We start from the raw sequence: 23,549 nt of genomic DNA on the forward strand, positions 1-23,549 counted from the left end.
CAACGCGGAGTTTCCCGCCGTGGGTGGCCGCCAGGTCGCGGCCACGTCATCAGGTCGCGGCCTTTCCGGGCGCCGAGAGCGCCGTCTCCAGGCATTGCAGCAGGGTCGGCGTGGAGAACGGCTTGGCGAGAAAGCAGATCGCGCCGGCCTTCAGCGCGCGGGCGCGCACATCATCATCGGGAAAAGCTGTCATGAAGATGAACGGCGTCAGATGCCCAAGGTCGCGCAGATGCATCAGGAGATCGACGCCGCTCATGACCGCCATCTGCACATCCGCGATCACGCAGGCGATCGTGTCGATTTTGCCGGATTGGAGAAATTCGTGAGCGGAGCCAAAGGTGTAGACCGTGTATCCCCGCGACGTCAGGAGGTTGTTCGTCGCAAGGCGAACGGACGGATCATCATCAATGACGGAAATAATTGAAGACAATGACAATATGATCGCTCCTGATTGGGGGAGCCTCCGGCCGTGGCACGGCCGCCGACCGGAAAGTGGGCCCCCGGAGCGAGATTGGAAAGCATACTTAGGTTTGCAGGTTTCCCCTTGTGCGTGGGATTCCGAGCGCGTCGGTCATTCTGACGAGATCGGCCAATGACCTCGCGCCCATTTTCCGCATGATCTGCCCGCGATAGATCTTCACGGTGATCTCGGCCAATCCCAGCTCGGCGGCGACCTGCTTGTTCATCAGGCCGGACGCGACCAGACTGAGGACGTCGCGCTGGCGCGCGCTCAGGCCCTCGAAACGGGATCGCACGCCCGAGACCGATTTCTCGGCGTCGCGCCGCTTGCGGTCCCGTTCGAGCGCAGCCTGCACCGCATCCAGCATGTCCTGGTCGCGTACCGGCTTGGTCAGAAAATCGACGGCACCGCTCTTCATGGCCCTGACGGTCATGGGAATATCGCCATGACCGGTGATGAAGATGATCGGTGTGTGAATGTTGGCTTTGGCGAGGTCGGCCTGAAGGTCGAGGCCGCTCGAGCCCGGCAGGCGAATGTCGAGCACGAGGCAACTGGGGACCGCCGGCGGCTTGGCTTCCATGATCTCCGCCGCTGAGCCGAAGGCTTCGACCTTGAGACCAACCGATTGAAAGAGATTGGTGAGCGCGCGGCGCATCGATGGATCGTCATCGACGATCCGAACGATCGGCTCATCGGCAGTCGCCTGCGCTTGCTTGCCATGATCAGTCACGACGCGTCCTTGTGCGGCAAGGGCAGGGCGATCTGGAAAGTTGCTCCGCTCCCTTCGTTGGGGAAGGCCGAAAGCCGTCCTGCGTGAGCCTCGATGATTGATCGGCAGATCGAGAGGCCCATGCCCAGGCCGCCCGATTTCGTGGTGAAGAACGGCGTGAAGATACGATCCGTCACGTCCTTGCCGAGGCCGACGCCACGATCCGTCACGGTGAGGAGCAGGCGGCGATCGCCGTCTTCGTCCGCATGGCCGGAGCGGATCGCCAGCTCGCGCGGGCGGTCGATATTGGCCTGCATGGCCTCGATCCCGTTCATCAGCAGGTTGATCAGGACCTGCTGCAGCTGGATCCGGTCGCCGCAAATCCTGGGCAGGTCGGACGCCAACTCCATTCGCACCGATACGGCATGGGTGGCGAGCTCGCGCCGAACCAGCGCCACGGCCTCCCTGACGACCTCGTTGATGTCGAGCGGAATCACCTCGATCTCGGTCTTCTTCGCCAGCGCCCTGATCCGGCGGATCACCTCGCTGGCCCGGTTGGCGTCCTCGACGATCCATTCCGCGGAACGGCGTGCAGCCGTCAGATCGGCAGGCTCGCGGCCAAGCCAGCCGATGCAGGCGTCCGCATTGGAGATCACCGCGGCGAGAGGCTGGGTGATTTCATGGGCAATCGAGGCGGTGAGTTCACCGAGCGTCGTCACGCGCGTGACATGGGTCAGCTCGGCTTGCGCCTTACGTAACGCCTCCTCGGCCTGCTCGGCGCGGATCGCCGCCGTCACGTCGCTGCTGACGCCGCGATAGCCGAGAAAACTGCCGCTTGCATCGTGGAACGGCTTGCCGCTGGTGCGCACATAGATGGGATGTCCGTTGAGATCTCTGCTGCGGTAGACGAGATCGCGGAACGGAAGATGGGCATCGAGCGCCAGGCGATGCTGCTCCCACTTCTCGGGCTCGAGTTCGGCATCGGGCGGAATGTCCCAACGCGTCAGGCCGATCAATCCCGTCGGCGCGGCGGAGGACGTATCAGCGTGTTCCGATATGTGCGTGATACGGTGATCCGGCCCGGTCTCCCAGAACCAGTCCGACGCGGTTTCGGCATAGTCGCGGAATCGCTGCTCGGATGTCTTTAGCTCGTCGAAAGCCCTTTGCAGGGCCTCCTTGGCGGCGACCTGCTCGGTGACGTCGACATGCGTGCCGATGATTTCCGTCACCTCGCCGTCGCTGCCGATGACGGGATGGCCCTCCGAGTGGACGCGTCTGATCGAGCCGTCCGGACGCGCAATCCGAAAGTCGATCTGGAAGGGCTCTCGCTGCCGGACGGCCTGACGTTCCACCTCGGCGATCCGCCGAAAGTCTTCAGGCAGGATGCGCTGCTGGAAATCCCGTGCCGGGAGGTCGATCTGGTCCGGTTCAAATCCGAACAGGCGGTAAAGCTCGGCCGATCTGTAGGCGAACTCCTGACGGCGCACGTCCCAGGACCAGCTGCTCGTATGGCTGAGGCGCTGGGCTTCGGCCAAATAGGCCTCGCTGCGACGCAGCCTCTGTTCCGCCTCCTTTGCAATCGTGACATCGGTGATGGCCCCGACAAATTCGATGCGCCCGGATGGGTGTCGCACCGCGCGCGCCACGGAATGGAGATATTTGACCGATCCATCCGGCATCAGCAGGCGATATTCGTGGTCGAGATTCTCCGCTTCGAGGGAAGCCCGATCAAGGGTCCGTCTGACCCTGTCGCGATCGTCCGGATGGATGCGCTGAAACACGAAGTTAAGGGTCGGCTTCGTCGCCGGGTCACATTGGAAGATGCGAAAGGTCTCCCTTGACCAGACGGCCTCGCCCGTCACGAGGTTGAGGCCGAAACTGCCGGTGTGGCTCAGTTCCTGAGCATGGGCGAGATAGGCCTCGCTTCGCCGCAGCGCATCCTCGGCCTCCTTGCGTTGGGTGATGTTCTCGCAGGCGACCAGCACGATGGGCCTGCCGTCGCCGCGCAACATGGCCTTCGCGTTTTCACGGACCCAGAGGACCGAGCCATCCTTCCGGATCTTGCGAATCTCCCAGGTGTGCGGCTGGTCCACTGTCTCCAGGCACAGGGCGACGCAGTGGCGGACGGTGTCGTGGTCTTCCTCGAAGAAGACGTTCAGCACGGATTGGCCGATCAGTTCGGCCGTCGTGTAGCCAAGTTGTGCGGCGCCAAACGTGTTCACGTTGAGGACCGTTCCGGTCGGGTCGACCATGAAGTACATGACCGGATTGTGCTCGAACACCTCGCGCCATTGCTTCATGGCGTCGCGCAGATCGGTGTCTTGCCGGGAGTCTTCTCCATGCGCGGCCTTGGCCTTTTCGCCGCTGCCGAATGATCGAAGCGCCGCGAGGCCGCCGAGCAGGAATTGTGCGGCCGAATTCCCAAGTTTTGCGATCTGGCCAGACATCATCGCAGCCGTCCCGGCGCGCTGTAGGCAATGCGAGTAGAGCACTTTGCCACAACAGGGGCAATTCCCTCCGGCCAAAGTCGGACCTTGCACAAAACTCGCGGCGGCCGTGCAGCTCGCGCACCTTGCGCCGTCTCGTTGCGTGGGTCCGGAAAACTACGGGACAAACCTACGTATAGCTCGCGCATCCCTAGTTCTAGCGTGCATTTACCTCCGTACAATTGAGCGATCCGATGCACGCGGCCTAGGGTAAGTCCAATCGAGAGGAGTCGATTGCGGAGCACAAATTGCCGGGATGCTCGGTGTGTTGCACCCAAAGAGCCGAGCTCTGCCTCCGCCACTCTGACCTGCCGGATGAATTGGCAGGTCGCGATTGAGAAGCCGCATTTTCCGTGACGACCGTGGTGACCGTGCCTCAGTGCACGAGGACCCACGAGAGGCCAAGAGGAGAGGATGATGTGCGATAGGTCCGAACACTCCGAGCGCCGTCCTGACGCACAGGGATGTGCCGTCTGTGCAGGGAAGTTTGGCCTGATCCGATACTATTCCTGGCGAACGCCGCTCTGCTCGAGGAAATGTCTAGACCATTTCAGGGAGCGCCGTGAGCAAGACCGGCGTTGGCTCTTCCGATTTCAGACGGCGTGAGAACGGGCCGCAAAGACCGCTTCACAGGGAAACTTTTAAACGAGGAGGCTGCGTGTTGAACGGTGTCGGCAAGCTCCTCCTCGCGGTCGCGCTGCCGCTTCCCCTGATCACGGGCGTGAAGGCCGAGGAGGCTGGCCAGGACGCCGCACATCGCCACCATCCGCCTCAAGACGAACTGGTCCACGAGAAGTTCTATTCGAGCTGGCACATGCCGGACAATCCGGTGATGAGCTGCTGCAACAGCGCGGATTGCTACCCGACCGAGATCCGCTACGTCGACGGCAAGATTTATGCGCGGCGCCGGGAGGACGGGAAATACATCCTGGTCCCGGTCCAGAAAGTCGAGCGAAACAGGGACAATCCCGACGGCCGCAACCATCTTTGCGCGCCGCCGCCATCCGCTTCGCTGGTCGATACGGTCTATTGCTTCGCGCTGGGAGGTGCCACGTGAGGTTCGTATTGGTGAACGGCAGGACCCCTTTCCGCAAGACGTTCTGTCTGTGGTGTTGCGAGGAGATCAGCGGCGGCTATTTGCGCGACGTGCGAACGCTGCTGCCCTACTGCGACCACGAATGCTACGCGCTTCATCACGAAGCCTTGGTGCCGTTCGGGGAGCGTGCGCGAGCGGCGTCTTGAGAACCGGCCGAGGCGGCAACAGAGGACACGATTTTGAGATTCATGCTCGTCAACCAGGAAACACCTCGCCCCGGCGCCGCTTGTAGCGCCTGCGCCCGGCCGCTGGGCGCGAGTTATCTCCGGCATGCGTCGATGCAGGCGCGCTATTGCGACTATGACTGCTACCGGCAGCAGGCAACCATGGGGATATTCGCTCCCTACCGCGGTTCGCTCGAGGCGATATCGGTGCTCACGGCCATTTCGGCCTGGAGCTTGATGATGCAGATGAGCGCGCTCTCGCGCTCGCTGACTGAGGTCTATCTGCGCGCGCACGACCTTCTGACCATGGAAGGAGGTGACGGCTAACCCCACGATGCCGGCTGCGCAGAACCGTCGGCCGCAGTCACCCGTCCAGCCCTTGCGCCGCGTTCCAGCCCCGGCGGTGCGGGCCTAGGGCGCGGGGGCTGCGGCCGATGCCGTCGGAGCCGCATTCACGTCTTGTGCCGTGACACGCTGGACGTCCTTGCCGGCCACCATGCCGCTGGGCTCGAAGCGGGCGCGGTACACCAGCACGTTCTCCATCACGCGCTGGACGTAATTGCGCGTCTCCGATAGCGGGATGCGCTCGACCCAGTCGACCGGATCGATCTTGGGGTCTCTGGGGTCGCCGTGCGCCTGCACCCATTCGCGCACCCGGCCGCGGCCGGCATTGTAGCCGGCGAAGGTCATGATCTGGTTGCCGCGATATTCCGACAGCAATGCGCTGAGTTCGGCTGCCCCCATCTGCGTGTTGTAGACGGGATCGGAGACCATTCTGTCCCAGTCATAGGTGAGGCCGAAGCGCTTTGCCGTGTCGCGGCCAGCTTCCGGCGTGACCTGCATCAAGCCGACCGCATTGGCGGCCGACTTGTCGCGCTGGTTGAACGAGCTCTCGGTGCGGGCGACCGAATAGATCACGCTGGTCTCGATCGCGGGCGCGACCTGCTTGTGTTCGGGAATGCCGATGGTCGGGAAGGCGTAGTGGTCGAGCGCGAGCCCGCGCGCCAGGGCCGACTTGCCGACCTCGAGCATGACGCGCGCGTCGTTGCGTCGGCCGGCGAGCTCCCCGAGCGCTTCGAGCGCCGCGACGTCGGTGCCCTCCTTGGCGAAATCCTCGGCATAGTAATACACCGTGTCGCGCTCGCCGATGCCGTACAGCATGTCGGCGGCGCGGACGCGCTCGTCCGCGGCCGGCGTGTCGGCGGAGGCCAGCACGGGTGAGGGGGCCCGCAGCTCTAGCCCCTCGAGGCCAAGTCGTGCGCGGGCAAGCTGGCCGTAATAGGCGGTCGGATAGCGCGCGGCGGCCGTGAAGCTCATGCGCGCGTCGGCTGTGGCACCCATGGCCTCGGCCGCGCGCCCGCGCCAGTAATGAGCGCGCGATAGCGCGAGCGGATTGGGCGAGCCCTCGTCGATGGCCGCGAAGTGCATCATCGCGGTCTTGGGATCGTCGAGATAGCGCAGCGCAATCCAGCCGCACATGAAGTGATAGTCGACGCGATAGACCTCCATCGCGGGCACCACAGCCGCGCGCACCACGTCATACGCCGTCTTGAATTTGCCCTGGTCGAGCAGTTTTCGCGCCAGCAGGCGGCGCTCGCGCCACCAGGCATCGGTATCCTGCGCCGCCATGGTGTCGGGGGCCGCAGCGAGGATCAATTCGGCCGCATCGTCGATGCGGTCCTTCTGGATATGCCACTGTGCACGGCACAGGACATAGCCGAGATCGCGACGGGCATCGGCCGACACGTCGTCGAGATAGTCCTTGGCCTTGTTCTCCTTGCCGTTAACCGCGGCACAGGCCTTGACGATCGCGAGCGAGTCTTCGCCGAGCCGCTTGGCCGCGCGCCTTGCGCCGGCGTAATCCTTCGCGCCGAGGCGCTTGTCCATGCGGGCGCGATGATCCTCAGCGGCGAGAAGATCGCGAAACGCCGCGTAGGAATCCTCCTCGCTGCGTTCGGACAGTTCCTCCGAGCGCCAGGCCTCGCGCACCAGACGCGTGGCCCGGTCGCTGTCGCCCTCGGTGAGCAGCACGCGCGCCAGCGCGAAGCTGCCCTTGGCGCTGGTCGGCCGGTCCATCGTGAAGGCGTGCACGGTCGCCGCGTCGCTCTTCTCCTGCCATAGCCGCGCCTCGGCGCGCCGGCGCAGCAGTGCCGCGCTCGGCCAATCCGGATTGGCGGCGAGGAAGGCCGCGTAGCGCTTGAAAGGTGCCGTGCTCTCGGAATGGCGCAGCATGAACCAGTCGGCGAGCTTTTGCCCGGCGGGATCGGCAATGCGGTCGCGGGCCGCGCTCGCATCATCGGTCTTGCCCTTGCGCGCGAGGTCGAAGGCGTCTTTCAGCGCGGCGAGGTCGCCGGTCAGCGCAGGCGGCGCGGGCTTGTCCGCGGGCTCGTCGCCCTGCTTCTTCGATCTGCGCTTGGCCTCGGCGTGTTTGCCGTGTTTGCCGCTTGCTGCATGCCGCGGCTTGCCGCCGGATTTGGCCTCATGCGTCTTCTTCGACGCGGATGATTTATGACTGCTCTTTGCCGTCAGCTCGGTGGGAAGGAGGGCCAAGGCGGCCACGGCAACGACACACGCGAGCGAGCGTAGGCACTGGTTCATTGCGTGGTCCCCCTGCGAAACCAGTACAAACCAAAGTCCGCGACGACATGCGGCTCGAGAATCAGACGACCCCCAAACGATGACTCAGCATCGTTTCGCATTCCTCACGCTGTCGCAACAATGCGGCAAAATACGGATGGAGCACGGGAACTTCTGCAACGCCGGATAGAGCGGGGCTTTTAACCTTTGTTAACGGATGGGCCCCGGGCGACGGTTGCAGGCGGCTCTTGGCGCCGCGAGGCCCGATTGCGCGTGTTCCCGGGCCGAAATCCGGTGTATTGAGTTCCACAGATCCTTCATTTCAGCCTTTGCCCGCACCTCATGCCGCTCTTCAACCAGTCGATCCGGCGCAAGATCGTCGGCATCGCCCTCGGATTGATCGTCCTGATGCTGATCACCTCGATCCTGTCGATGGTGATGTCGAGCCAGGTCGGCGTTCTCCTGGACGAGCTGACCAATCGCTACATCCCGGCCTATGGCGATCTGGCGCGGGCCAATGTGCGATCGCTGGAGCGGTCGGTGGCGCTGCGGCGGATGGTCATGATGAAGATGCAGGACGTCCCGGACGAGGAGGCCTATGCGGCGCGGTTTCGCGAGTTCGAAGAAGCCGACCGCAGGATCGACGACGAGGCGGAGAGTGCGCGCAAGCTCATCAACGAGATCATCGACGACACCACGACCCCATCGGACAATGCCGCGCTGGCCCGGATCGAGACCCGCATCGAAACCGCGCTCATCGAGCTGCGGCACGAGATGGATGCGGCTCACAAGAAGCTGCTTGAGGAGGTCAACGCCAGGCAGATGCCGGAGGCACGCGGAACGCTGGAGCACATCGATGCAATCCGCGACCAGTTCAACCAGAAGATCGACGGCATCCGCGCCGACATGCTCAAGCAGGTCTTTGCCTCGACGTCGACGGTGATCAAGCGCCAGCATCAGGCAATCATCATCTCGGCCATCGTGACCTTGCTCGCAGCGATCGTCGGATTTGCCTTCGCGCTGCTGGTGTCGAGCGGCATCACGCGCCCGGTGCGGTTGCTGCTCGCCGGGGCCCGCGAGGTCGAGGCGGGGCGCTTCGACAAGAACATCACCGTCTCGACGCAAGATGAGATCGGGGAGCTCGCCGCCGCCTTCAACCGCATGATCGAGCAGTTGCGCCACAACGAGCGCATCCGTGAAACGTTCGGCCGCTACATCGATCCGAAGGTGGTGCAGGGCCTGATCGAGCAGCCGGAGATCGCCATCGACGGCCAGCGCCGGATGATGACCATCATGTTCTCCGACATGAGCGGCTTCACCTCGATGAGCGAGGGCATGACCCCGCGCGGCCTCGTCAAGGTGATGAACCACTATTTCACGGTGATGTCCGCGCCGATCCGGAACAACCGCGGCGTGATCGACAAATATATCGGCGACGCCATCATGTCCTATTGGGGCCCGCCCTTCGTCGAGGAAGACGAGCAGGCGCTGCTCGCCGGCCTGTCCGCCATCGACATGGCCGACCAGGTGCCCGCGCTGCAGAAGCAATTGCCGGATCTGCTCGGCATCCGCGCCATGCCGGTGCCGTGCGATCTGCGCATTGGCATTGCCACAGGCGAGGTCCTGACCGGCAGCATCGGCTCCGAGCTGATGATGAGCTTTACCGTGATGGGGGACGCAGTGAACCTCGCCTCGCGCCTCGAGGCCGTCAACAAGGTCTACGGTACCCGCATCCTGATCTCGCAGGCGACCGCCGAGGTGATCGGAGCGCGGCTCGAATTGCGTGAGATCGATCGTCTCGCGGTGGTCGGGCAGAGCGTGCCGCAACCGGTGTTCGAGGTGATGGGACGGCCGGGTGGGCTGGCCGAGCCGCAGGAAAGCTTGCGCGCGCACTATGCCGAAGGACTTGCCGCCTATCGCGCGTGCCGCTTCGACGACGCACGCGCCGCGTTCAACGCCGCGCTGGAGCATGCCCCCGGCGACGGCCCGTCGCGCACCATGCTGGCCCGCATTGCGCAGTTCGAGGCGACCCCTCCAGCCGCCGATTGGGACGGCGCCTGGCGAATGGAAAGCAAATAGCCGGCCATCCGCGAATAATTCGTTCTACTCTATAACGATGTTCGCCGTGACGTAATGCCCGGGCTTAGGTTAGCTGTCCTTGAGGCGTTTAATGGGGATACGCCAATGACAGAACTTGAGGACAGGCTGGAGCGGTTTGAGACTCTCACCGCCGAATGCGAGCTGATTGCCAAGCTCGCCACCGACAGCAACAAGCGCGAGTTCTACCTGAAGCTCGGGGAGCAGTACCGTCAGCTCGCGGTGGACATGCGCCACGTGATCGCGACCAAGGCTGCCGCTTGAATTGGTCTAACGGTTCCAATTGCAAAGAGGCACGACGCGGCATCTCCGCGTTGGCAGGATCGCGCGCGATCGCAAGCCGTTCTTAACAATTGAGACGCATCCTCGATGGGAACCGGGGAACGACGCGTTGCGTTGCCTGGCGATGGGAATGCAGATGGGAATGCTTGGGGCAAGATTGCCATGCAACGTTGCCCGCGTACGTAGCTCGTCCGATGGTGACGTCCCATGCGTCTGTTTGCGGTCATCTTGTTTGCGCTTCTGACGGCAGCCTGCAACCCGGAGCAGGACGTCACGGGCTCGACCCCGGTCTGCGCGCTGCGGAATTACAGCTCCTACAATCCCCGCGACATGAACCAGTGCGTTGCCGCCTGCAAGGCGTGCGACCACGGCAATACCGTCACCTGCACCACCTCCTGCACGCTCAAGGGCGCGCACTGAAGGCAACGCCCGAGGCGGCGGCCTCCGTCAGCCGCGGGCCGCTTCGCGCCGCAATTCCGGAAAAATAGCCTCGTCCTGGAGGATGACGTCGGCGGTTCGCCGATAGTGAGCCGTCAACAGCGTCACCGCCAGATCGGAATCGCCGCTCAGCACCGCATCCACGATTGCCGCATGCTCGTCACCGACATGGCGGGAGGGAAAGGCCTTGCTGATCGACAGCCGCCGGTAACGGTAAAGCTGGTCGGCAAGCTGACCGCAGAACGCGATGAGGGATTGCGAGCCACACTGACCGATCAGGGTCCGATGGTAGATGCGGTGCAGCCGCTCCCATTCGGAATTGTCCTCGAACTCCGTGGCGCTCAGCGACCGCGGCACGCGGCTCAGCCGATGCTGCGCCAGCACCAGTTGCTCCTCCCACTGGGGCGTGGACGCCGCCATCGATTCACGCAGCGCAAGAGCCTCGACCCAGCAGCGCGTCTTGGTCAGTTCGGCAAGCTCGGCGCGGCTGACGTCCTTGACGTAGAAGCCGCGCTGCTCCCGGACCTCGACCAGTCCGTCGGCGGTCAGCCGGTTGAGCGCCTCGCGCAGCGGCGTTTGGCCGGTCTGATAGGTCTCCATCAGAAATCGCATTTGCAGCTTGCGCGACGGCGCAAGGCGTCCGGACAACAAGTCCTCGCGCAGCCGGTCGTAGACATGGCTCGCTTGCGTCGATGGCGCGGACAGGGAGGCCGTTGCAGTCAATTCCACCGCTCAAGTCTCCGTTGTTCGCTCAGCTCGCGGTCCACCATCATATACATCTGATCACGATTCCATAAAATGTATAAATTTCTATTGCGGTATCGATTTTGTGTAATAAAAGGAGCGGGACGGTCGTGAAGGTGCGGCCGCGATCAAGAAAGCCACACCCGGTCAGCCCGGACAGTGGCCTGACGGAGGAGTGCGTTCATGGCCCGGTTTCCGGTGACAGCGCTGCGCAGCGTCGAGCTCGGCACGCCGGACCTCGACCGCTCCGTAAAATTCTATTGCGACGTCTGGGGCCTTGCGCTCGTGGCGCGCGTGGACGGCATCGTCTATCTGCGCGCAACCGGCAGCGATCATCACGTCGTGGCGCTCTACCAAAGCGAGCAGCCGGAGCTCGGCGCGGTGACCTTTCGCGTCACAAGCACGGACGATCTTGCGTCCATTGCCGACAGAACGGTTGCCGAAGGCGCCCGATTGCTGTGCGGGCCGGCGCCCAACGCTGCGCCCGATGGCGGCGTGGCGATGACCATTCGCGCACCGGAAGGTGGCATCCTTCGTTTCGTTCACGGCGATATCGGTCACGCGCCGGGGCCGCAGCAGGGCGACCGGCCGGAGCGGCTTGCCCACGTCAATCTCAACAGCACCGATGTCGATCGCTCCGCGGCCTTCTACGAGCGCGCGCTCGGATTTCGGCTGACGGACCGTTCGAAGGCGATGGCGTTCGTCCGCTGCAACAGCGATCACCATGCCGTCGTGATCGCCGCGGCAGGGGTCAACGGACTCAACCATGTTGCCTTCCTGATGCCGAGCCTGGAGGCGGTGATGCGCGGCTCGGGGCGGATGATCGATGCCGGCTTTCCGATTGCCTGGGGCGTCGGTCGCCACGGGCCCGGTGACAACGTGTTTTCCTATTTCATCGATCCGGTCGGGACCGTGATCGAATACACCGCCGAGGTGCTCCAGGTCGACGACAGCTACGTCGTGCGGGGCCCCGATCATTGGGTCTGGCCGCCCGGCCGCACCGATCAATGGGGCATCGCTCCGCCGAAGGCCGAGCACGTCAAGGCGGCGCAATTGTCGGTCCGCTACGCCGCGCTTTGAGCGCGGCACCTCATCAACATTCAAACGGGATGTGCAGAGCTTGGTATCCGGTTCGAACCACGCGAACGAGTTTGAGGTCGCTGTCGTGGGCTTCGGTCCGTCAGGCGCCGTCGCCACCAGCCTGCTGGGCGCGCAAGGGATCCGCACGCTGGCCGTGGACCGGGACCGCGCCGTCTACGACAAGCCGCGCGCGATCGCGATCGATCACGAGATCCTGCGGCTGTTCGACAATCTCGGAATTGCCGGGCAGCTGGGTCCGTACATCGCGCCGTTTCCGGCCTCCGAACATTTCGGTGCGCGCGGCCAGCTGATCCGTCGCATCGACATGGTCAGCGAGCCTTATCCGCTTGGCTATACGCCGACCATGGTGTTCACGCAGCCGCCGGTCGAGGAAATCCTGCGCGCGCATGCGCGCTCGCTTCCGTCGGTGGTCGTCGAACTCGGCACCGAGCTCCGGCGGCTCGACCAGGCGCCGAACGGCGTGACGCTCGAGCTCCGCGGCGACCAGGGCGCCCGGAACGTCGCGGCTGATTATGTCATCGCCTGCGATGGCGCATCGAGCACGGTCCGCCGGCAGCTCGGGATCGGCTTTGACGATCTGGTGTTCGACGAGCCTTGGCTCGTGATCGACCTCAACGTCAACGAGGCGGGGATTGCAAAACTGCCGCGCACGGCCGCGCAGTTCTGCGATCCGGCACGGCCGACCACCTACATCGTCGGACCCGGCTCGCATCGGCGTTTCGAGATCATGCTGCTGCCCGGCGAGGATCCGCGCGCGATGGAGCTGCCCGAGCAGGTCTGGCGGCTCCTGGCGCGCTGGCTCACGCCCGACGATGCGACGCTGTGGCGGGCGGCGAGCTATCGCTTCCATGCCCTCGTCGCCAGCAAATGGCGCGAAGGGCGCATCTTCCTCGCCGGAGATGCGGCCCACCAGCAGCCGCCCTTCATCGGCCAGGGCATGTGCCAGGGCATTCGCGACGTCGCCAATCTGGCCTGGAAGCTCGCGCGCGTCCTGCGCGGAGAGTCCGGCGCGGCGCTGTTCGACACCTACCAGGACGAACGCAGTGCCCATGTCCGCGAGCTGACGACGCGCATCAAGGCGATCGGTCATGTCATCTGCGAGCGCAATCCGGACGCAGCCGCGGCACGCGATGCCCGCATCCTCGCTGAAGGCGGCGGTGTGCCGCGGACCATCACCCGTCAGGAGATCGTGCCGTCGCTCAGCTGTGGCCTGCGCGCCGAGGTGCCGCATGCTGCCAACGGCACGCTGTTTCCGCAGCCGTGGGTGCTGACCGCGAGCGGCCGGCAATTGCTCGACGCTGCCTGCGGTGCCGGATGGCGGCTCGTGCTCAGGGGCGATAGCGCGTTGGCGCATTCGCCTGCGATCGCGACCCGCGCGGCGGAGACAGGCTTGCGCGTGATCGGCATCGCTGAGGCGGATCACGATGCCGGCCCGGACGTGCTGCGGGAGGAGAGCGGCGTGGTGGCGAGCTGGTTCGCACGGCATGCCTGCGCGGCCGCGATCGTGCGCCCCGATCATTACGTCTACGGCGTCGCGGCCGACGAAGCCGCGCTCGCGGCGATGCTGTCCGGCCTGAAGGCGCGGCTGCAATGAACAAGACAAAGACAAAATTCAACAGGGGGAAATCATGCCATCATCGTCGAGCCTGACGACGGGACCTGCGGTGCCTGCGCGCGCCTACGCCGTCCTCATCATGCTGTTTCTGTTCCAGACGATCAATTTCTTCGACAAGCTTGTGTTCGGTCTCTCGGCGGTGCCGATGATGAAGGAGCTGTCGCTCAGCCCGAAGGAGTTCGGCCTGATTGGCAGCAGCTTCTTTCTGCTGTTCTCGCTCTCGGGCATGGCGGTCGGACTGTTCGTTGTCGGGCGTTTCCCAGCAAAGTGGATCTTGATGCTGCTCGCCGCCATCTGGTCGGCGACGCAGCTTCCGGTGTTCTTCTCGAGCTCCGTCATGGTGCTGGTCGTGTGCCGCATTCTTCTCGGCGCGGGCGAGGGGCCGGGCCTGCCGACGGCATTGCACGCCTGCTACAACTGGTTTCCCGCCGACAAGCGCAGCGTCCCGAGCGCAGTGGTTCTGCAAGGGATCAGCGTCGGGCTTCTGGCCGGCGGTCCGTTGCTGACCTACGTGATCATCAATTACGGCTGGCGCACGGGCTTTCTGGTCTGCGGGCTGCTCGGCGTCGCCTGGATGGTCGCCTGGAGCATCATCGGCGCGGAGGGACCTTACGCCGCGGCTGCCGCCGGCCAGGATGCGCCGGCGGCTGCGCCAAATGTGCCCGGGCGACTCCTGTGGTGTGATCCGACGGTGATCGGCGTCATCATCATGTCGACCATGTCGTACTGGATCGTCGGCATCTCCGCGACCTGGCTGCCGCCATTTCTCCAGCTCGGGCTCGGCTACAAGCCGACCGATGTCGGCTGGATCATCTCGGCCATCTACATCTTCCAGTCGCCGCTGTTGCTCAGCGGCTCCTGGATTACGCAAGCTCTTCAGCGCCGGGGCTGGAGCCTGCGTGCCTGCCTCGGCAATGCCTCGGGATTGGCACTGCTGGTCGCGGGCTCGGCGCTGCTGCTCAGTATCGTGACGTCGGGCGCGCTGCAGCTCGTCTGCGTGGCGATCGCCTTCGCAGCGCCCAGCCTGACCACGATCTTCGGTCCGGTGGCGCTTGGCGCCGTGGCGCCCGCCGCACAGCGCGGCCGGTTGATCGTCGTGATCTATTCGGGCAATGCGGCGTCCGCGCTGTTCTCGAATGCGCTCACGGGGTGGATCGTCGGCGAGGCGGGCAGCAACAGCGCGCTCGGCTATGCGCATGCCATGACGTTCACCGCCGGCATCCTCATCGTCGGCGCGGTTGCCGCATTCGCACTCATCTTCCCGGAGCGGACCATCGCGCGTTTTGCGAAGACCTCCTCGCCGTCATCTTCAGCTACCATCCTTCCTGCCACGTCGATCTGATCGGCCCAAACGTCAAGGACACCACATGAAATTCGCAAGTTTTATCATCGACAACGCCGCCTCATGGGGCCTGGTGGAGGGCGACAGCGTGGCCGATCTCGGCGCTGCTCTCAGGGATCGCTACCCCGACCTGAAATCGGCGATCGCAGCAGGCGCGCTGGCTGAGGCCGCAAAATCCGCCGCCGGCGCCAAGCGCCATCCGCTGTCGAAGATCAAATTCCTGCCGGTGATCCCGAACCCGGACAAGATCCTCTGCATCGGGCTGAACTACGAGAACCATCGCAAGGAGACCGGCCGCACGGAGGTCGAGAACCCCACCGTGTTCGGCCGCTTCGCCAACAGCCAGACCGGTCATCTCACCGACATCATTCGCCCGAAGGTTTCGACCCATCTCGATTTCGAGGGCGAGCTCGCCGTCGTGATCGGCAAGCCCGGCCGCTACATTTCCCGCAGCGAAGCCTGGGGGCATATCGCCGGCTATGCCTGCTACAACGAGGGCAGCGTCCGCGACTATCAGCGCCACACCCACCAGTTCACGCCGGGCAAGAATTTTCCCGCGACCGGCGGCTTCGGCCCTTATCTGGTCACGCCCGACGAGGTCGGCGATGTCGGCCCGCTGCGCTTGCAGACCCGGCTCAACGGCGAGGTGGTGCAGGACACCACGATCGACCAGATGATCTTCGATATCCCGCGTCAGATCGACTATTGCTCGCAGTTCACCCGGCTCGAGCCCGGCGACGTCATCGCCACCGGCACGCCGGGCGGCGTCGGCTCGAGACGCACCCCGCCGCTCTGGATGAAGGCGGGCGATGTCGTCGAGGTCGAGATCGACAAGGTCGGCCTGTTGCGTAACGGGATTGCCGACGAAGCCTGATGCCTTCTCACGAGACGACGGCCTATGCGCCGCTGCTGCGCAGGATTCACTGGGCAACAGCGGTGCTCTTCATCATCGCCATGCTGATCGGATTCTATTGCGGTCTCCAGCCGCCGGGCACCTCGCCGCGCCGTGAGCTCCTCGAGGTGCACAAATCGCTCGGCATGACGCTGCTGTTCCTGTCGCTGCTGCGGCTGATGGTGCGGGCGGCGACCAGGGTGCCGCCCGAGCCGGCGTCATTCGGTGCGCTGGTGCGGTTCGCCGCGCGGATCAATCATGTCGCGCTCTACCTCATCCTGTTCGCGATGCCGCTGACCGGCTACGCGTTCTCTTCTGCTGGCGGCTATTCGCTGAAATATTTCTGGACGTTCAGCTGGCCGCGTCTGGTGGCCGACAGTCCGCAGATCGCCCATGCCGGCGAGGTCGCGCATGACACGCTGGCCTATGCCGTCTATGCCGTCGTGGCCCTGCACGTCGCGGCGACCTTCTGGCATGCGCTGGTGATGCGCGATGGAACGCTGGCGCGGATGTGGCCGCGATCGGGGAATCGCTAGAGCCAGACCGCTGACGGTGCTCAGCCACCGGAACGATTGACCCCCGATAATCATTGGAAGGAGCGGGCAGGAACGGAGTCCTATGGAATGGGTATGCTCGATCCTGGCCGGTTTCTGGTGTCGTGCTCGCATTGCGAGGCCTGGCCGATGGCGGCCAATGTCAAACGTGCGAGCTGGTCGGCGCAGCCGCACGAGATCCGCTTCGTCTGCCCGCGCTGCCGCCGCGAGGAGACCGCGATCGTCTCGGCGTCCGGGCAACTGCTACCGATCAAACGCGTCGACGTTCCCCCGCATGAGGTGACGGCGGCGTGGGCGCAGGCCCAGCGCCCACGCGGGCGGTCCTGAGCCACCACATTGCTTGCGCGTTTGGAACCCTGCCGATTCCCGGGCGTTCAGTGGCGGGGTAACAACGTATTGAGGCTGGGCGCATGATCAGCGAGCATTTCGACACCCGCACACGGATCAACATGAAGCTGGCGCTGGACCGGGTCTGCCGCCATCGCCCCGATGGCGAGGACCACGGCTTCCGCAGGTCGGTCGCCGAAAACATCATCCGCTGCGCGTTGACCGGCCGCACCGGCATCGGCCAGCTCGTCGATGCCGGCGAGCGCGCCATGATCAGGACGCGCGCGGAGCGGGAGCCGGCCTGATTGCGATCTGGCCGAATTCGTCGACAGCTGTGGTAGGGTCGCCGCCGGGAGATGACCGATGGTGCTCACGGGGCGCGCGACAGCTTGAGCAACGAAGTGCATTGGCGCGACGACATCGCCTCGCTGGTGTTTCCCGTCACCGGCCACGGCGCGATCTGCGCCGTGCATCGGGGCGCCTTCCGGACCTTGTTGGGCACTGAGCCGACCCCCGAGGCCTGCCTCGGCTATTTCCGGCGCTCTGAGGCTGCCTTTCGGGCCGCAGCCTCCGCCAAGATCGCCCGGAAGGGCATTTTGCCTGGGACAAGCTTGCATCTTACCAGTCGCGACGTCGCCCGGAAGCTGCTAGAAGAGCCGCAAATCGCCAATGGAGAATAGACCATGAGCCCGTCTCAGCTCACGACCGCCCAGCTCGCCAACGCCCAGACCACGCTTCCGGTCGCCGCCGGGCAGGTGGGACGGCTGTCGCAGGCCGTGATGGCCATGGTGCTCGGCGTGTTCGTCGTCGGCATGGTCGGCTTCTCCCACATCGACGTCGTCCACAACGCGGCGCACGACGTGCGTCACTCGAACGCGTTCCCCTGCCACTAACCGGGGTGGCATGAGCACGTTTCGCGCGATCGTCTTCGCGTCGGTCATTTCAGGTTTCATCGTCGGTCTCATCGTCACTGTTGTCCAGCAGTTCGGTACCGTCCCCCTGATCCTGAAGGCGGAAGTCTTCGAGAAGGCGGCGGAGACGCACCAGCATGACGCTCCGCCCACGGCGCAGCCGGCGGCAGCCGGGCATGACCACGCCGCCCACGATCACGGCGACCATGACCATGGCGCCGGCGATCATGATCACGGCGCTGGCGGCCACGACCATGGCGCCGGGGCCTGGGAGCCGCGCGACGGTTTCGAGCGCAACGCCTATACCGCTGCCGCCAACATCCTGACCGCGATCGGGTTCGCGCTGCTGCTGGCCGGCTTGTTCGCCGTGCGCAGTGGCGCGACCGGCGCGAGCGTCTCCTGGCATGAAGGCCTGCTCTGGGGGCTGGCGGGCTTTGCCGTCTTCACGCTTGCGCCCGGCCTCGGCCTGCCGCCGGAGCTGCCGGGCGTACCCGCCGCACCGCTGCTGTCGCGCCAGATCTGGTGGCTGGCCGCCGTGCTCGCGACGGCCGGCGGGCTCGCCATGATCGTCTTCCGCCGCTCGGTGCCGGCAGCGATCGCCGGCGTGATCCTGCTGACCCTGCCGCATCTGATCGGCGCGCCGGAGCTCGCCAATATCGAGACCAACGTGCCGTCGTCGTTGACGCATCAGTTCGTCACCGCGGTGACGGTGACGAGCCTGGTGTTCTGGACCTTGCTCGGCGGTCTGACGAGCGCGGTGTTCGCGCGTTTCGATCAGCGCGTCTAGGCTTGTCACTTCAGCCGATTGCAACCGCGCTCAGCGCGCGGTCCGGAACGCGAGCTCGCGCAGCCGGGGCAGGGCGGCGTTGCGGTTGTCGCTGCGCCAGATTGCATGCAGTTCGGCGAAGACGGACGGTCCGAGCCTGATCGGTCGAAACACGACATTGTCGAAGCAGGCATTGCGGGTCTCGTCCGGCACGATGGCGACACCAAGGCCCGCGCTGACCAGCGACAGGATCGCCTGTGCCTGGCTCATCGACTGCACCACCTGCGGCCGAACGCCGTTTGCGTCGAACGCTGCGGTCAATAGTGATCGCATATACGGTCCATCAGGCGAATACATGATGAAGGGCTGGCCCTCGAGATGCGATAGCTCGGGTCGCCGACGCACGGCGAGCGGATGATCGAGCGGCAGCGCAAGGGCTAGTCCTTCGCGAAAAACGCTCGCGCTCCGGATCGGCTTCTCGGTCTCGATCGGCCGAACCAGCCCGAGATCGATCCGCCCTGATCTCAGTGCATCGAGCTGCTGACGCGATGTCAGTTCCTCGAACGTAATTTCGATGTTCGGCAGTTCGGCGCTTACGCGCGTCGCAAGCCACGGCAGATAGCCGTAGGTCGTTGCGCCCACGAAGCCGATTGACAGCGCGCCACCGGTGAGTGCCGCGGCCTGCCGCGCGGCTTTCACGGCGTGCTCGCGCTGCTGAAGCAATGCGCGCGCCTCGGCGAGGAAGGCACGTCCGGCCGCGGTCAGCTTTACCGAGCGGCTGGTGCGCTCGAGCAGGGTGACGCGGAGTGTTGCCTCCAGCAACTGGATCTGCCGGCTCAGTGGCGGTTGCGTCATGTTCAGCCGTCGGGCCGCGCGGCCGAAATTCAGCTCATCGGCCACCGCCACGAAGGCCCGCACTTGCCCGAACTCGATCATTGATACCTTTTCTGGATCAATTTCATCCAAAAATGAGCTTAGACCTGAATTGATCGCTGATCTAGCTTTCTCGCGTCCCCAATGCCGCAGGCGTTCGCGGACATCCACGGTCGCACAAGTCCGACCGGGTCAAACAAAACGGGAAAGGGCGGAGCAGCGTGACCACGGATCAAAGGCCGTCCACACGGACGCATTATCGTTTCGTCACCCTGGCGTTGATCACCATCCTGCTGGCGCTCAGCAGCGGTGACCGCGCCACACTATCGATCGCCGGGCCCAACATGACGAAGGCGCTCGGGATCACGCCGGTCGAGCTCGGCTGGATGTTCTCGGCCTTTGCCTGGGCCTATGTGCTGGCGCATCTCCCGGCGGGATGGATCGCGGATCGCCTTGGTGCCAAGCAGACCATCCTGGGTGGATTGATCCTGTGGTCGCTGGTCACATTCCTGATGAGCTGTGTCGGCTGGGCCAGCTATCCGTTCCTGGTGATGCTGATCCTGCGATTCATGCTCGGCATCTTCGAGTCACCCGTCGGCCCCGCGGCCGGACGCATCATCGCGGCGTGGTTTCCGTCCGCCGAGCGCGGCATTGCGGGCGCCATCTTCAACAGCGCGCAATATGTCTCGCTGGTCATCTTTACCCCGTTGATGGGTTTTCTCGATCACCGCTTCGGCTGGGAGCATATCTTTGGCGTGATGGGTGTGCTCGGCTTCCTGCTCGCCGCGCTCTGGGCGATCGCCTATTATCCGCCGAGCCTTCATCCCAAAATGAATGCCGCGGAGCTCGATCATCTCCGCGAAGGCGGTGCGCTGGTCGATCTCGGCGGCGCATCGCCGGCGGCGGTCGCCGAGCAGGGGCCGCGCTGGTCCGACCTTGGCGAACTCTTCAAGAGCCGGATGCTGGTCGGCATCTTCCTCGCGCAATACGGCATCTCGTCGATCACCTGGTTCTTCGTCTCCTGGTTTCCGACTTATCTCGTCAAGGCGCGTGGCCTGTCGGTGCTCGATGCCAGCCTGATCGCGACCATCCCCGCGATCTGCGGCTTCATCGGCGGTGTCGCGACTGGCTTCTTCACGGATTGGCTGTTCAAGCGCACCGGCTCGCTCGGGATCGCGCGCAAGACCCCGATCACGATCGGCCTCGTCATGACCGTGCTGATCATCGGTTGCAACTACACGGACTCCACCATCCTGATCACGGTGCTGATGAGCGCGGCGTTCTTCGGCAAGGGCTTTGGCTCACTCGGCTGGACCGTTGTCGCCGACACCGCGCCGAAGGAAGTGATCGGCCTCACCGGCGGCGTCTTCAACGCGATCGGCAACACCGCCGGAATCGTGACGCCTGTTGCGATTGGTTACATCCTGTCCGCCACCGGATCGTTCAACGGTGCACTGCTCTATGTCGGCCTGCATGGGCTGCTCGCCGTGCTCTGCTACTGGGTCATCGTCGGCCCGATCGAGCGCCTCGTCATTCGCGAAGGCGGCGGCCTGATCCGCGCCGCGCCGCAAGCCGCCGAATAAGCCTCATCAACCCGAAATTCCATTCACAGGAGACCATCATGAACGTCCATACGCCCGGCAATCCTCGCATCATCGCCAACCCGCTCGCCGCAGGCCTTGCCGCCGGCGAAGCCACCACCGACCGGATCGCCTGGGTTCGCACCTCGCTCGTCTTCCTGCCGCTGGCGCAAGCCATCAGCGATGCCAAGGTTCTCACCGGCCGGCAGAAGCCGCTCACCGAGATCGCCTTCCTGTTTGCGGAGATCGAGACCGAGAACGGTCACAGCGGCATCGGCTACAGCTATTCCAAGCGCGCCGGCGGTCCCGGCCAGTTCGCGCATGCCAAGGAGATCGCCGGCGAGTTGATCGGCGAGGACCCGAGCGACATTGCGCGGCTCTGGGACAAGCTGGTCTGGGCCGGCGCCTCGGTCGGCCGCAGCGGCATGTCCACGCAGGCGATCGCAGCCTTCGACATCGCGCTGTGGGATCTCAAGGCCAAGCGCGCAAAACTGCCGCTGGCAAAGCTGCTGGGTGGCCATCGCGATTCCGTGCGCTGCTACAACACGTCGGGCGGCTATCTCTCGATGCCGATCGAGGAGGTGAAGGAGCGTGTCTCCATGGCGCTCGACAAGGGCATCGGCGCCATCAAGCTGAAGGTCGGCCAGCCCGATCCGATGGTGGACCTCAAGCGGATTGAAGCGGTTCGCAACCATATCGGCGACGTTCCCCTGGCGATCGACGCCAACCAGCAATGGGATCGCACCACGGCTCTGCGCTTCGGCCGCATCGCCGAGCAGTTCAACCTGACCTGGATCGAGGAGCCGCTCGATGCCTATGATTACGAAGGCCACGCGGCGCTCGCCGCCGAGCTCGCAACCCCGATCGCGACCGGCGAGATGCTGACCAGCGTCGACGAGCATTACGAGCTCATCCGCAACAACTCGGTCGATTTCATCCAGCCCGATGCACCGCGCGTCGGCGGTATCACGCCGTTCCTCAAGATCCTCGCGCTTGCCGACCACAAGAAGCTTCAGCTCGCGCCGCACTACTGCATGGAGATCCATCTGCACTTGACGGCTGCCTACGCGCGCGAGCCCTGGGTCGAGCATTTCGAGTGGTCGGAAGCGATGTTCAACGAGAAGCTGGAGGTCGTGAACGGTCGCATGATCGTGCCAAACCGGCCCGGCCTCGGCTTCAGCCTGTCGGAGCAGGGGCGGGCCTGGACCCGCGACGTCCACGAAGTCGGAAAGCGCCCCTGACGGAGGAAACGCCATGTACGAGCCGAAGGCAAAACTTCAACCCCTCGATCCCTCCGTCATCCAGCGATTGAAGGATGTCTCCTCGGGATCGCTGACCACCGAGCTGTTCAAGAAAGGCCTGCGCCAGTGCTTCCTGGTCGGGTTGGTGCCGATGAACAAGGACGCGGTCCGATTTGCCGGCGAAGCCTTCACCATGCGCATGATTCCGGCGCGCGAAGATCTCGACACCATCGAGACGCTCACGCCGCATCCGAACGCAGACAATCTGCAATGGGAAGCGGTCGAGAACATTCCGCCGGGCCATGTGCTGGTGATCGACAGCCGCAACGATCCGCGTGCGGCATCGGCAGGGGCCATGCTGCCGACGCGTATGAAGGTGCGCGGTGCGGCCGCGATCGTCACTGACGGCGCATTTCGTGACGGCCAGGAACTGGCGCAGCTCGATTTCCCGGCCTATGCGCGGCAGGTCACGGCCTCGACGCGGTTGTCCTATCATCGCGTCGCGGACCTCAATGTCCCGATCGCCTGCGCTGACGTCGCGGTCTATCCCGGCGACATCATCGTCGGCGATGGTGACGGCGTCACTGTCGTGCCGCGGCATCTGGCGGCCGAGATGGCCGATCTCTGCGAGCGGCGCGACCAGCTGGAGAAGTACTTGTCGTATCGCATCGGTGCTGGCGAGCCGCTCTATGGCGTCTACCCGCCGACGCCCTCCGTGCGCGCCGATTTCGAGGCCTGGAAGAAGGCCGGCGCCGATCCGGCGCGAGCGACGACCATTCGGGCAGGAGCATGAGATGAGCAAGACATCACCCGCCGCCATGGAGGCGACCATCCGTCGCTATTTCGAGGCCTGCAACGCCGCAGACCACGATGCCCTGATGTCGTGCTTCACCGCAGACGCCGTGCACTACTTTCCACCCGGCCTGCCGGACATTCCATGGCGCGGCGCCGAGACGATCGCGCACAAATGGATATGGTGTGTCGAAAACCTCGGCTCGCAATGGACCATCGAAAAGATCCTGTGCTCGTCGACGGCACCCGAAGCCGTGATCGAATGGACCCATTGGAAGCGCAAGCAGGGCACCGCGCTTCGTGGTGACGAATGGTACGTTTTCGACACGGAGAGCGGACGCATCAAGGAGATCCGGGCCTACTACGCCGCGCCCGCAGATCCTTCGGTTCGGATCTGCGAGCTCGTGGCGTTCGACTATGAGAAGCGGGGTTATCACCTCTCGCACAAATAGCGCTTACTGTCTCGCGCCCACCAATCGCTCGCGAACCATCCGTGCGATCG

General features: G+C 64.6%; 26 protein-coding genes. 20 read left to right on the forward strand and 6 right to left on the reverse strand.

Annotated features, from left to right (window positions below):
• Nucleotides 1-49 precede the first annotated feature (49 nt).
• The 3 genes from QA645_RS20655 to QA645_RS20665 all read right to left on the reverse strand — a co-directional run bounded on the left by QA645_RS20655 (nucleotide 50) and on the right by QA645_RS20665 (nucleotide 3,619).
• The gene (locus QA645_RS20655; protein ID WP_254131721.1) at nucleotides 50-436 is read right to left on the reverse strand and encodes a response regulator; all 387 of its coding nucleotides are present in this window, start codon (nucleotides 434-436) and stop codon (nucleotides 50-52) included.
• Nucleotides 437-524: 88 nt separating this feature from the next.
• A complete protein-coding gene (locus tag QA645_RS20660) occupies nucleotides 525-1,190 on the reverse strand; it encodes a response regulator transcription factor (RefSeq protein ID WP_283052679.1) in 666 nt (221 codons plus the stop codon).
• On the reverse strand, nucleotides 1,187-3,619 hold the full coding sequence (locus QA645_RS20665) for a PAS domain S-box protein (RefSeq protein WP_283052681.1): 2,433 nt from the start codon (nucleotides 3,617-3,619) through the stop codon (nucleotides 1,187-1,189). The genes QA645_RS20660 and QA645_RS20665 overlap by 4 nt, the downstream gene beginning before the upstream one ends.
• Nucleotides 3,620-4,313: 694 nt before the next feature.
• On the opposite strand from QA645_RS20665, the gene QA645_RS20670 reads away from it, so the two are divergent.
• From QA645_RS20670 to QA645_RS20680, 3 genes are read left to right on the forward strand one after another with little or no spacing between them, the layout of a single operon-like run.
• Nucleotides 4,314-4,712 carry a hypothetical protein gene (locus QA645_RS20670; RefSeq protein ID WP_283052682.1) on the forward strand — a complete coding sequence of 133 codons (399 nt, stop codon included), beginning with the start codon at nucleotides 4,314-4,316 and terminating at the stop codon, nucleotides 4,710-4,712.
• The gene (locus QA645_RS20675) at nucleotides 4,709-4,897 is read left to right on the forward strand and encodes a hypothetical protein (RefSeq protein ID WP_254193898.1); all 189 of its coding nucleotides are present in this window, start codon (nucleotides 4,709-4,711) and stop codon (nucleotides 4,895-4,897) included. Before QA645_RS20670 ends, QA645_RS20675 begins: the two co-directional genes overlap by 4 nt.
• Nucleotides 4,898-4,939: 42 nt before the next feature.
• Entirely contained in the window at nucleotides 4,940-5,242 is a 303-nt protein-coding gene (locus tag QA645_RS20680) for a hypothetical protein (protein WP_254131716.1), read from the forward strand.
• An 84-nt stretch (nucleotides 5,243-5,326) separates the two neighbouring features.
• On the opposite strand, the gene QA645_RS20685 is transcribed toward QA645_RS20680, so the two are convergent.
• On the reverse strand, nucleotides 5,327-7,513 hold the full coding sequence (locus QA645_RS20685) for a lytic transglycosylase domain-containing protein (protein WP_283052683.1): 2,187 nt from the start codon (nucleotides 7,511-7,513) through the stop codon (nucleotides 5,327-5,329).
• 321 nt (nucleotides 7,514-7,834) lie between these two features.
• Here QA645_RS20685 and QA645_RS20690 point away from each other — a divergent pair, with 321 nt between their 5' ends.
• The 3 genes from QA645_RS20690 (at nucleotide 7,835) to QA645_RS20700 (ending at nucleotide 10,291) form a co-directional block, all read left to right on the forward strand.
• Entirely contained in the window at nucleotides 7,835-9,571 is a 1,737-nt protein-coding gene (locus tag QA645_RS20690; RefSeq protein ID WP_283052685.1) for an adenylate/guanylate cyclase domain-containing protein, read from the forward strand.
• A 105-nt stretch (nucleotides 9,572-9,676) separates the two neighbouring features.
• Entirely contained in the window at nucleotides 9,677-9,853 is a 177-nt protein-coding gene (locus QA645_RS20695; protein WP_254131713.1) for a hypothetical protein, read from the forward strand.
• 225 nt (nucleotides 9,854-10,078) lie between these two features.
• Entirely contained in the window at nucleotides 10,079-10,291 is a 213-nt protein-coding gene (locus QA645_RS20700) for a hypothetical protein (RefSeq protein WP_254131712.1), read from the forward strand.
• Between the two features lie 27 nt (nucleotides 10,292-10,318).
• Here the strand turns inward: QA645_RS20700 and QA645_RS20705 are convergent, their stop codons facing one another.
• Nucleotides 10,319-11,038 (reverse strand): GntR family transcriptional regulator, encoded by a 720-nt coding sequence (locus QA645_RS20705; RefSeq protein ID WP_254131711.1) that lies wholly within the window; start codon nucleotides 11,036-11,038, stop codon nucleotides 10,319-10,321.
• A gap of 198 nt (nucleotides 11,039-11,236) precedes the next feature.
• On the opposite strand from QA645_RS20705, the gene QA645_RS20710 reads away from it, so the two are divergent.
• The 10 genes from QA645_RS20710 to QA645_RS20755 all read left to right on the forward strand — a co-directional run bounded on the left by QA645_RS20710 (nucleotide 11,237) and on the right by QA645_RS20755 (nucleotide 18,582).
• Complete coding sequence (locus tag QA645_RS20710) at nucleotides 11,237-12,133, forward strand: VOC family protein (protein ID WP_283052687.1); 897 nt, start codon at nucleotides 11,237-11,239, stop codon at nucleotides 12,131-12,133.
• A 40-nt stretch (nucleotides 12,134-12,173) separates the two neighbouring features.
• Entirely contained in the window at nucleotides 12,174-13,748 is a 1,575-nt protein-coding gene (locus QA645_RS20715) for a bifunctional 3-(3-hydroxy-phenyl)propionate/3-hydroxycinnamic acid hydroxylase (protein ID WP_283052688.1), read from the forward strand.
• A gap of 34 nt (nucleotides 13,749-13,782) precedes the next feature.
• The gene (locus QA645_RS20720) at nucleotides 13,783-15,111 is read left to right on the forward strand and encodes an MFS transporter (protein WP_283052690.1); all 1,329 of its coding nucleotides are present in this window, start codon (nucleotides 13,783-13,785) and stop codon (nucleotides 15,109-15,111) included.
• A gap of 25 nt (nucleotides 15,112-15,136) precedes the next feature.
• Nucleotides 15,137-15,985 (forward strand): fumarylacetoacetate hydrolase family protein, encoded by an 849-nt coding sequence (locus tag QA645_RS20725; protein WP_283052692.1) that lies wholly within the window; start codon nucleotides 15,137-15,139, stop codon nucleotides 15,983-15,985.
• Complete coding sequence (locus tag QA645_RS20730; protein ID WP_283052693.1) at nucleotides 15,985-16,539, forward strand: cytochrome b; 555 nt, start codon at nucleotides 15,985-15,987, stop codon at nucleotides 16,537-16,539. Before QA645_RS20725 ends, QA645_RS20730 begins: the two co-directional genes overlap by 1 nt.
• Nucleotides 16,540-16,626: 87 nt before the next feature.
• Nucleotides 16,627-16,884 (forward strand): hypothetical protein, encoded by a 258-nt coding sequence (locus QA645_RS20735; protein ID WP_283052695.1) that lies wholly within the window; start codon nucleotides 16,627-16,629, stop codon nucleotides 16,882-16,884.
• An 83-nt stretch (nucleotides 16,885-16,967) separates the two neighbouring features.
• Nucleotides 16,968-17,189, forward strand: a complete 222-nt coding sequence (locus QA645_RS20740; RefSeq protein ID WP_254193890.1) for a hypothetical protein — start codon at nucleotides 16,968-16,970, stop codon at nucleotides 17,187-17,189.
• An 84-nt stretch (nucleotides 17,190-17,273) separates the two neighbouring features.
• The gene (locus tag QA645_RS20745; RefSeq protein WP_283052697.1) at nucleotides 17,274-17,564 is read left to right on the forward strand and encodes a hypothetical protein; all 291 of its coding nucleotides are present in this window, start codon (nucleotides 17,274-17,276) and stop codon (nucleotides 17,562-17,564) included.
• Nucleotides 17,565-17,567: 3 nt separating this feature from the next.
• Nucleotides 17,568-17,777, forward strand: coding sequence for a CbtB-domain containing protein (locus QA645_RS20750; protein WP_283052698.1), 210 nt, complete (start codon nucleotides 17,568-17,570; stop codon nucleotides 17,775-17,777).
• A gap of 10 nt (nucleotides 17,778-17,787) precedes the next feature.
• Complete coding sequence (locus tag QA645_RS20755; protein ID WP_283052700.1) at nucleotides 17,788-18,582, forward strand: CbtA family protein; 795 nt, start codon at nucleotides 17,788-17,790, stop codon at nucleotides 18,580-18,582.
• 30 nt (nucleotides 18,583-18,612) lie between these two features.
• Here QA645_RS20755 and QA645_RS20760 read toward each other — a convergent pair whose 3' ends face one another.
• Nucleotides 18,613-19,497, reverse strand: a complete 885-nt coding sequence (locus QA645_RS20760) for a LysR family transcriptional regulator (RefSeq protein WP_283052702.1) — start codon at nucleotides 19,495-19,497, stop codon at nucleotides 18,613-18,615.
• A 158-nt stretch (nucleotides 19,498-19,655) separates the two neighbouring features.
• Between QA645_RS20760 and QA645_RS20765 the strand changes: the two genes are divergently transcribed.
• From QA645_RS20765 to QA645_RS20780, 4 genes are read left to right on the forward strand one after another with little or no spacing between them, the layout of a single operon-like run.
• Nucleotides 19,656-21,017 carry an MFS transporter gene (locus QA645_RS20765; RefSeq protein WP_283052704.1) on the forward strand — a complete coding sequence of 454 codons (1,362 nt, stop codon included), beginning with the start codon at nucleotides 19,656-19,658 and terminating at the stop codon, nucleotides 21,015-21,017.
• Between the two features lie 38 nt (nucleotides 21,018-21,055).
• Nucleotides 21,056-22,255: a mandelate racemase/muconate lactonizing enzyme family protein gene (locus QA645_RS20770; protein WP_283052705.1), complete on the forward strand. Its 1,200-nt coding sequence runs from the start codon at nucleotides 21,056-21,058 to the stop codon at nucleotides 22,253-22,255.
• A gap of 13 nt (nucleotides 22,256-22,268) precedes the next feature.
• Nucleotides 22,269-23,048, forward strand: a complete 780-nt coding sequence (locus QA645_RS20775) for a ribonuclease activity regulator RraA (protein WP_283052707.1) — start codon at nucleotides 22,269-22,271, stop codon at nucleotides 23,046-23,048.
• 1 nt (nucleotide 23,049) lies between these two features.
• Complete coding sequence (locus QA645_RS20780) at nucleotides 23,050-23,499, forward strand: nuclear transport factor 2 family protein (RefSeq protein ID WP_283052709.1); 450 nt, start codon at nucleotides 23,050-23,052, stop codon at nucleotides 23,497-23,499.
• Nucleotides 23,500-23,549: the final 50 nt, after the last annotated feature.

It is taken from the genome of Bradyrhizobium sp. CIAT3101, from assembly GCF_029714945.1.
GTDB lineage: Bacteria > Pseudomonadota > Alphaproteobacteria > Rhizobiales > Xanthobacteraceae > Bradyrhizobium.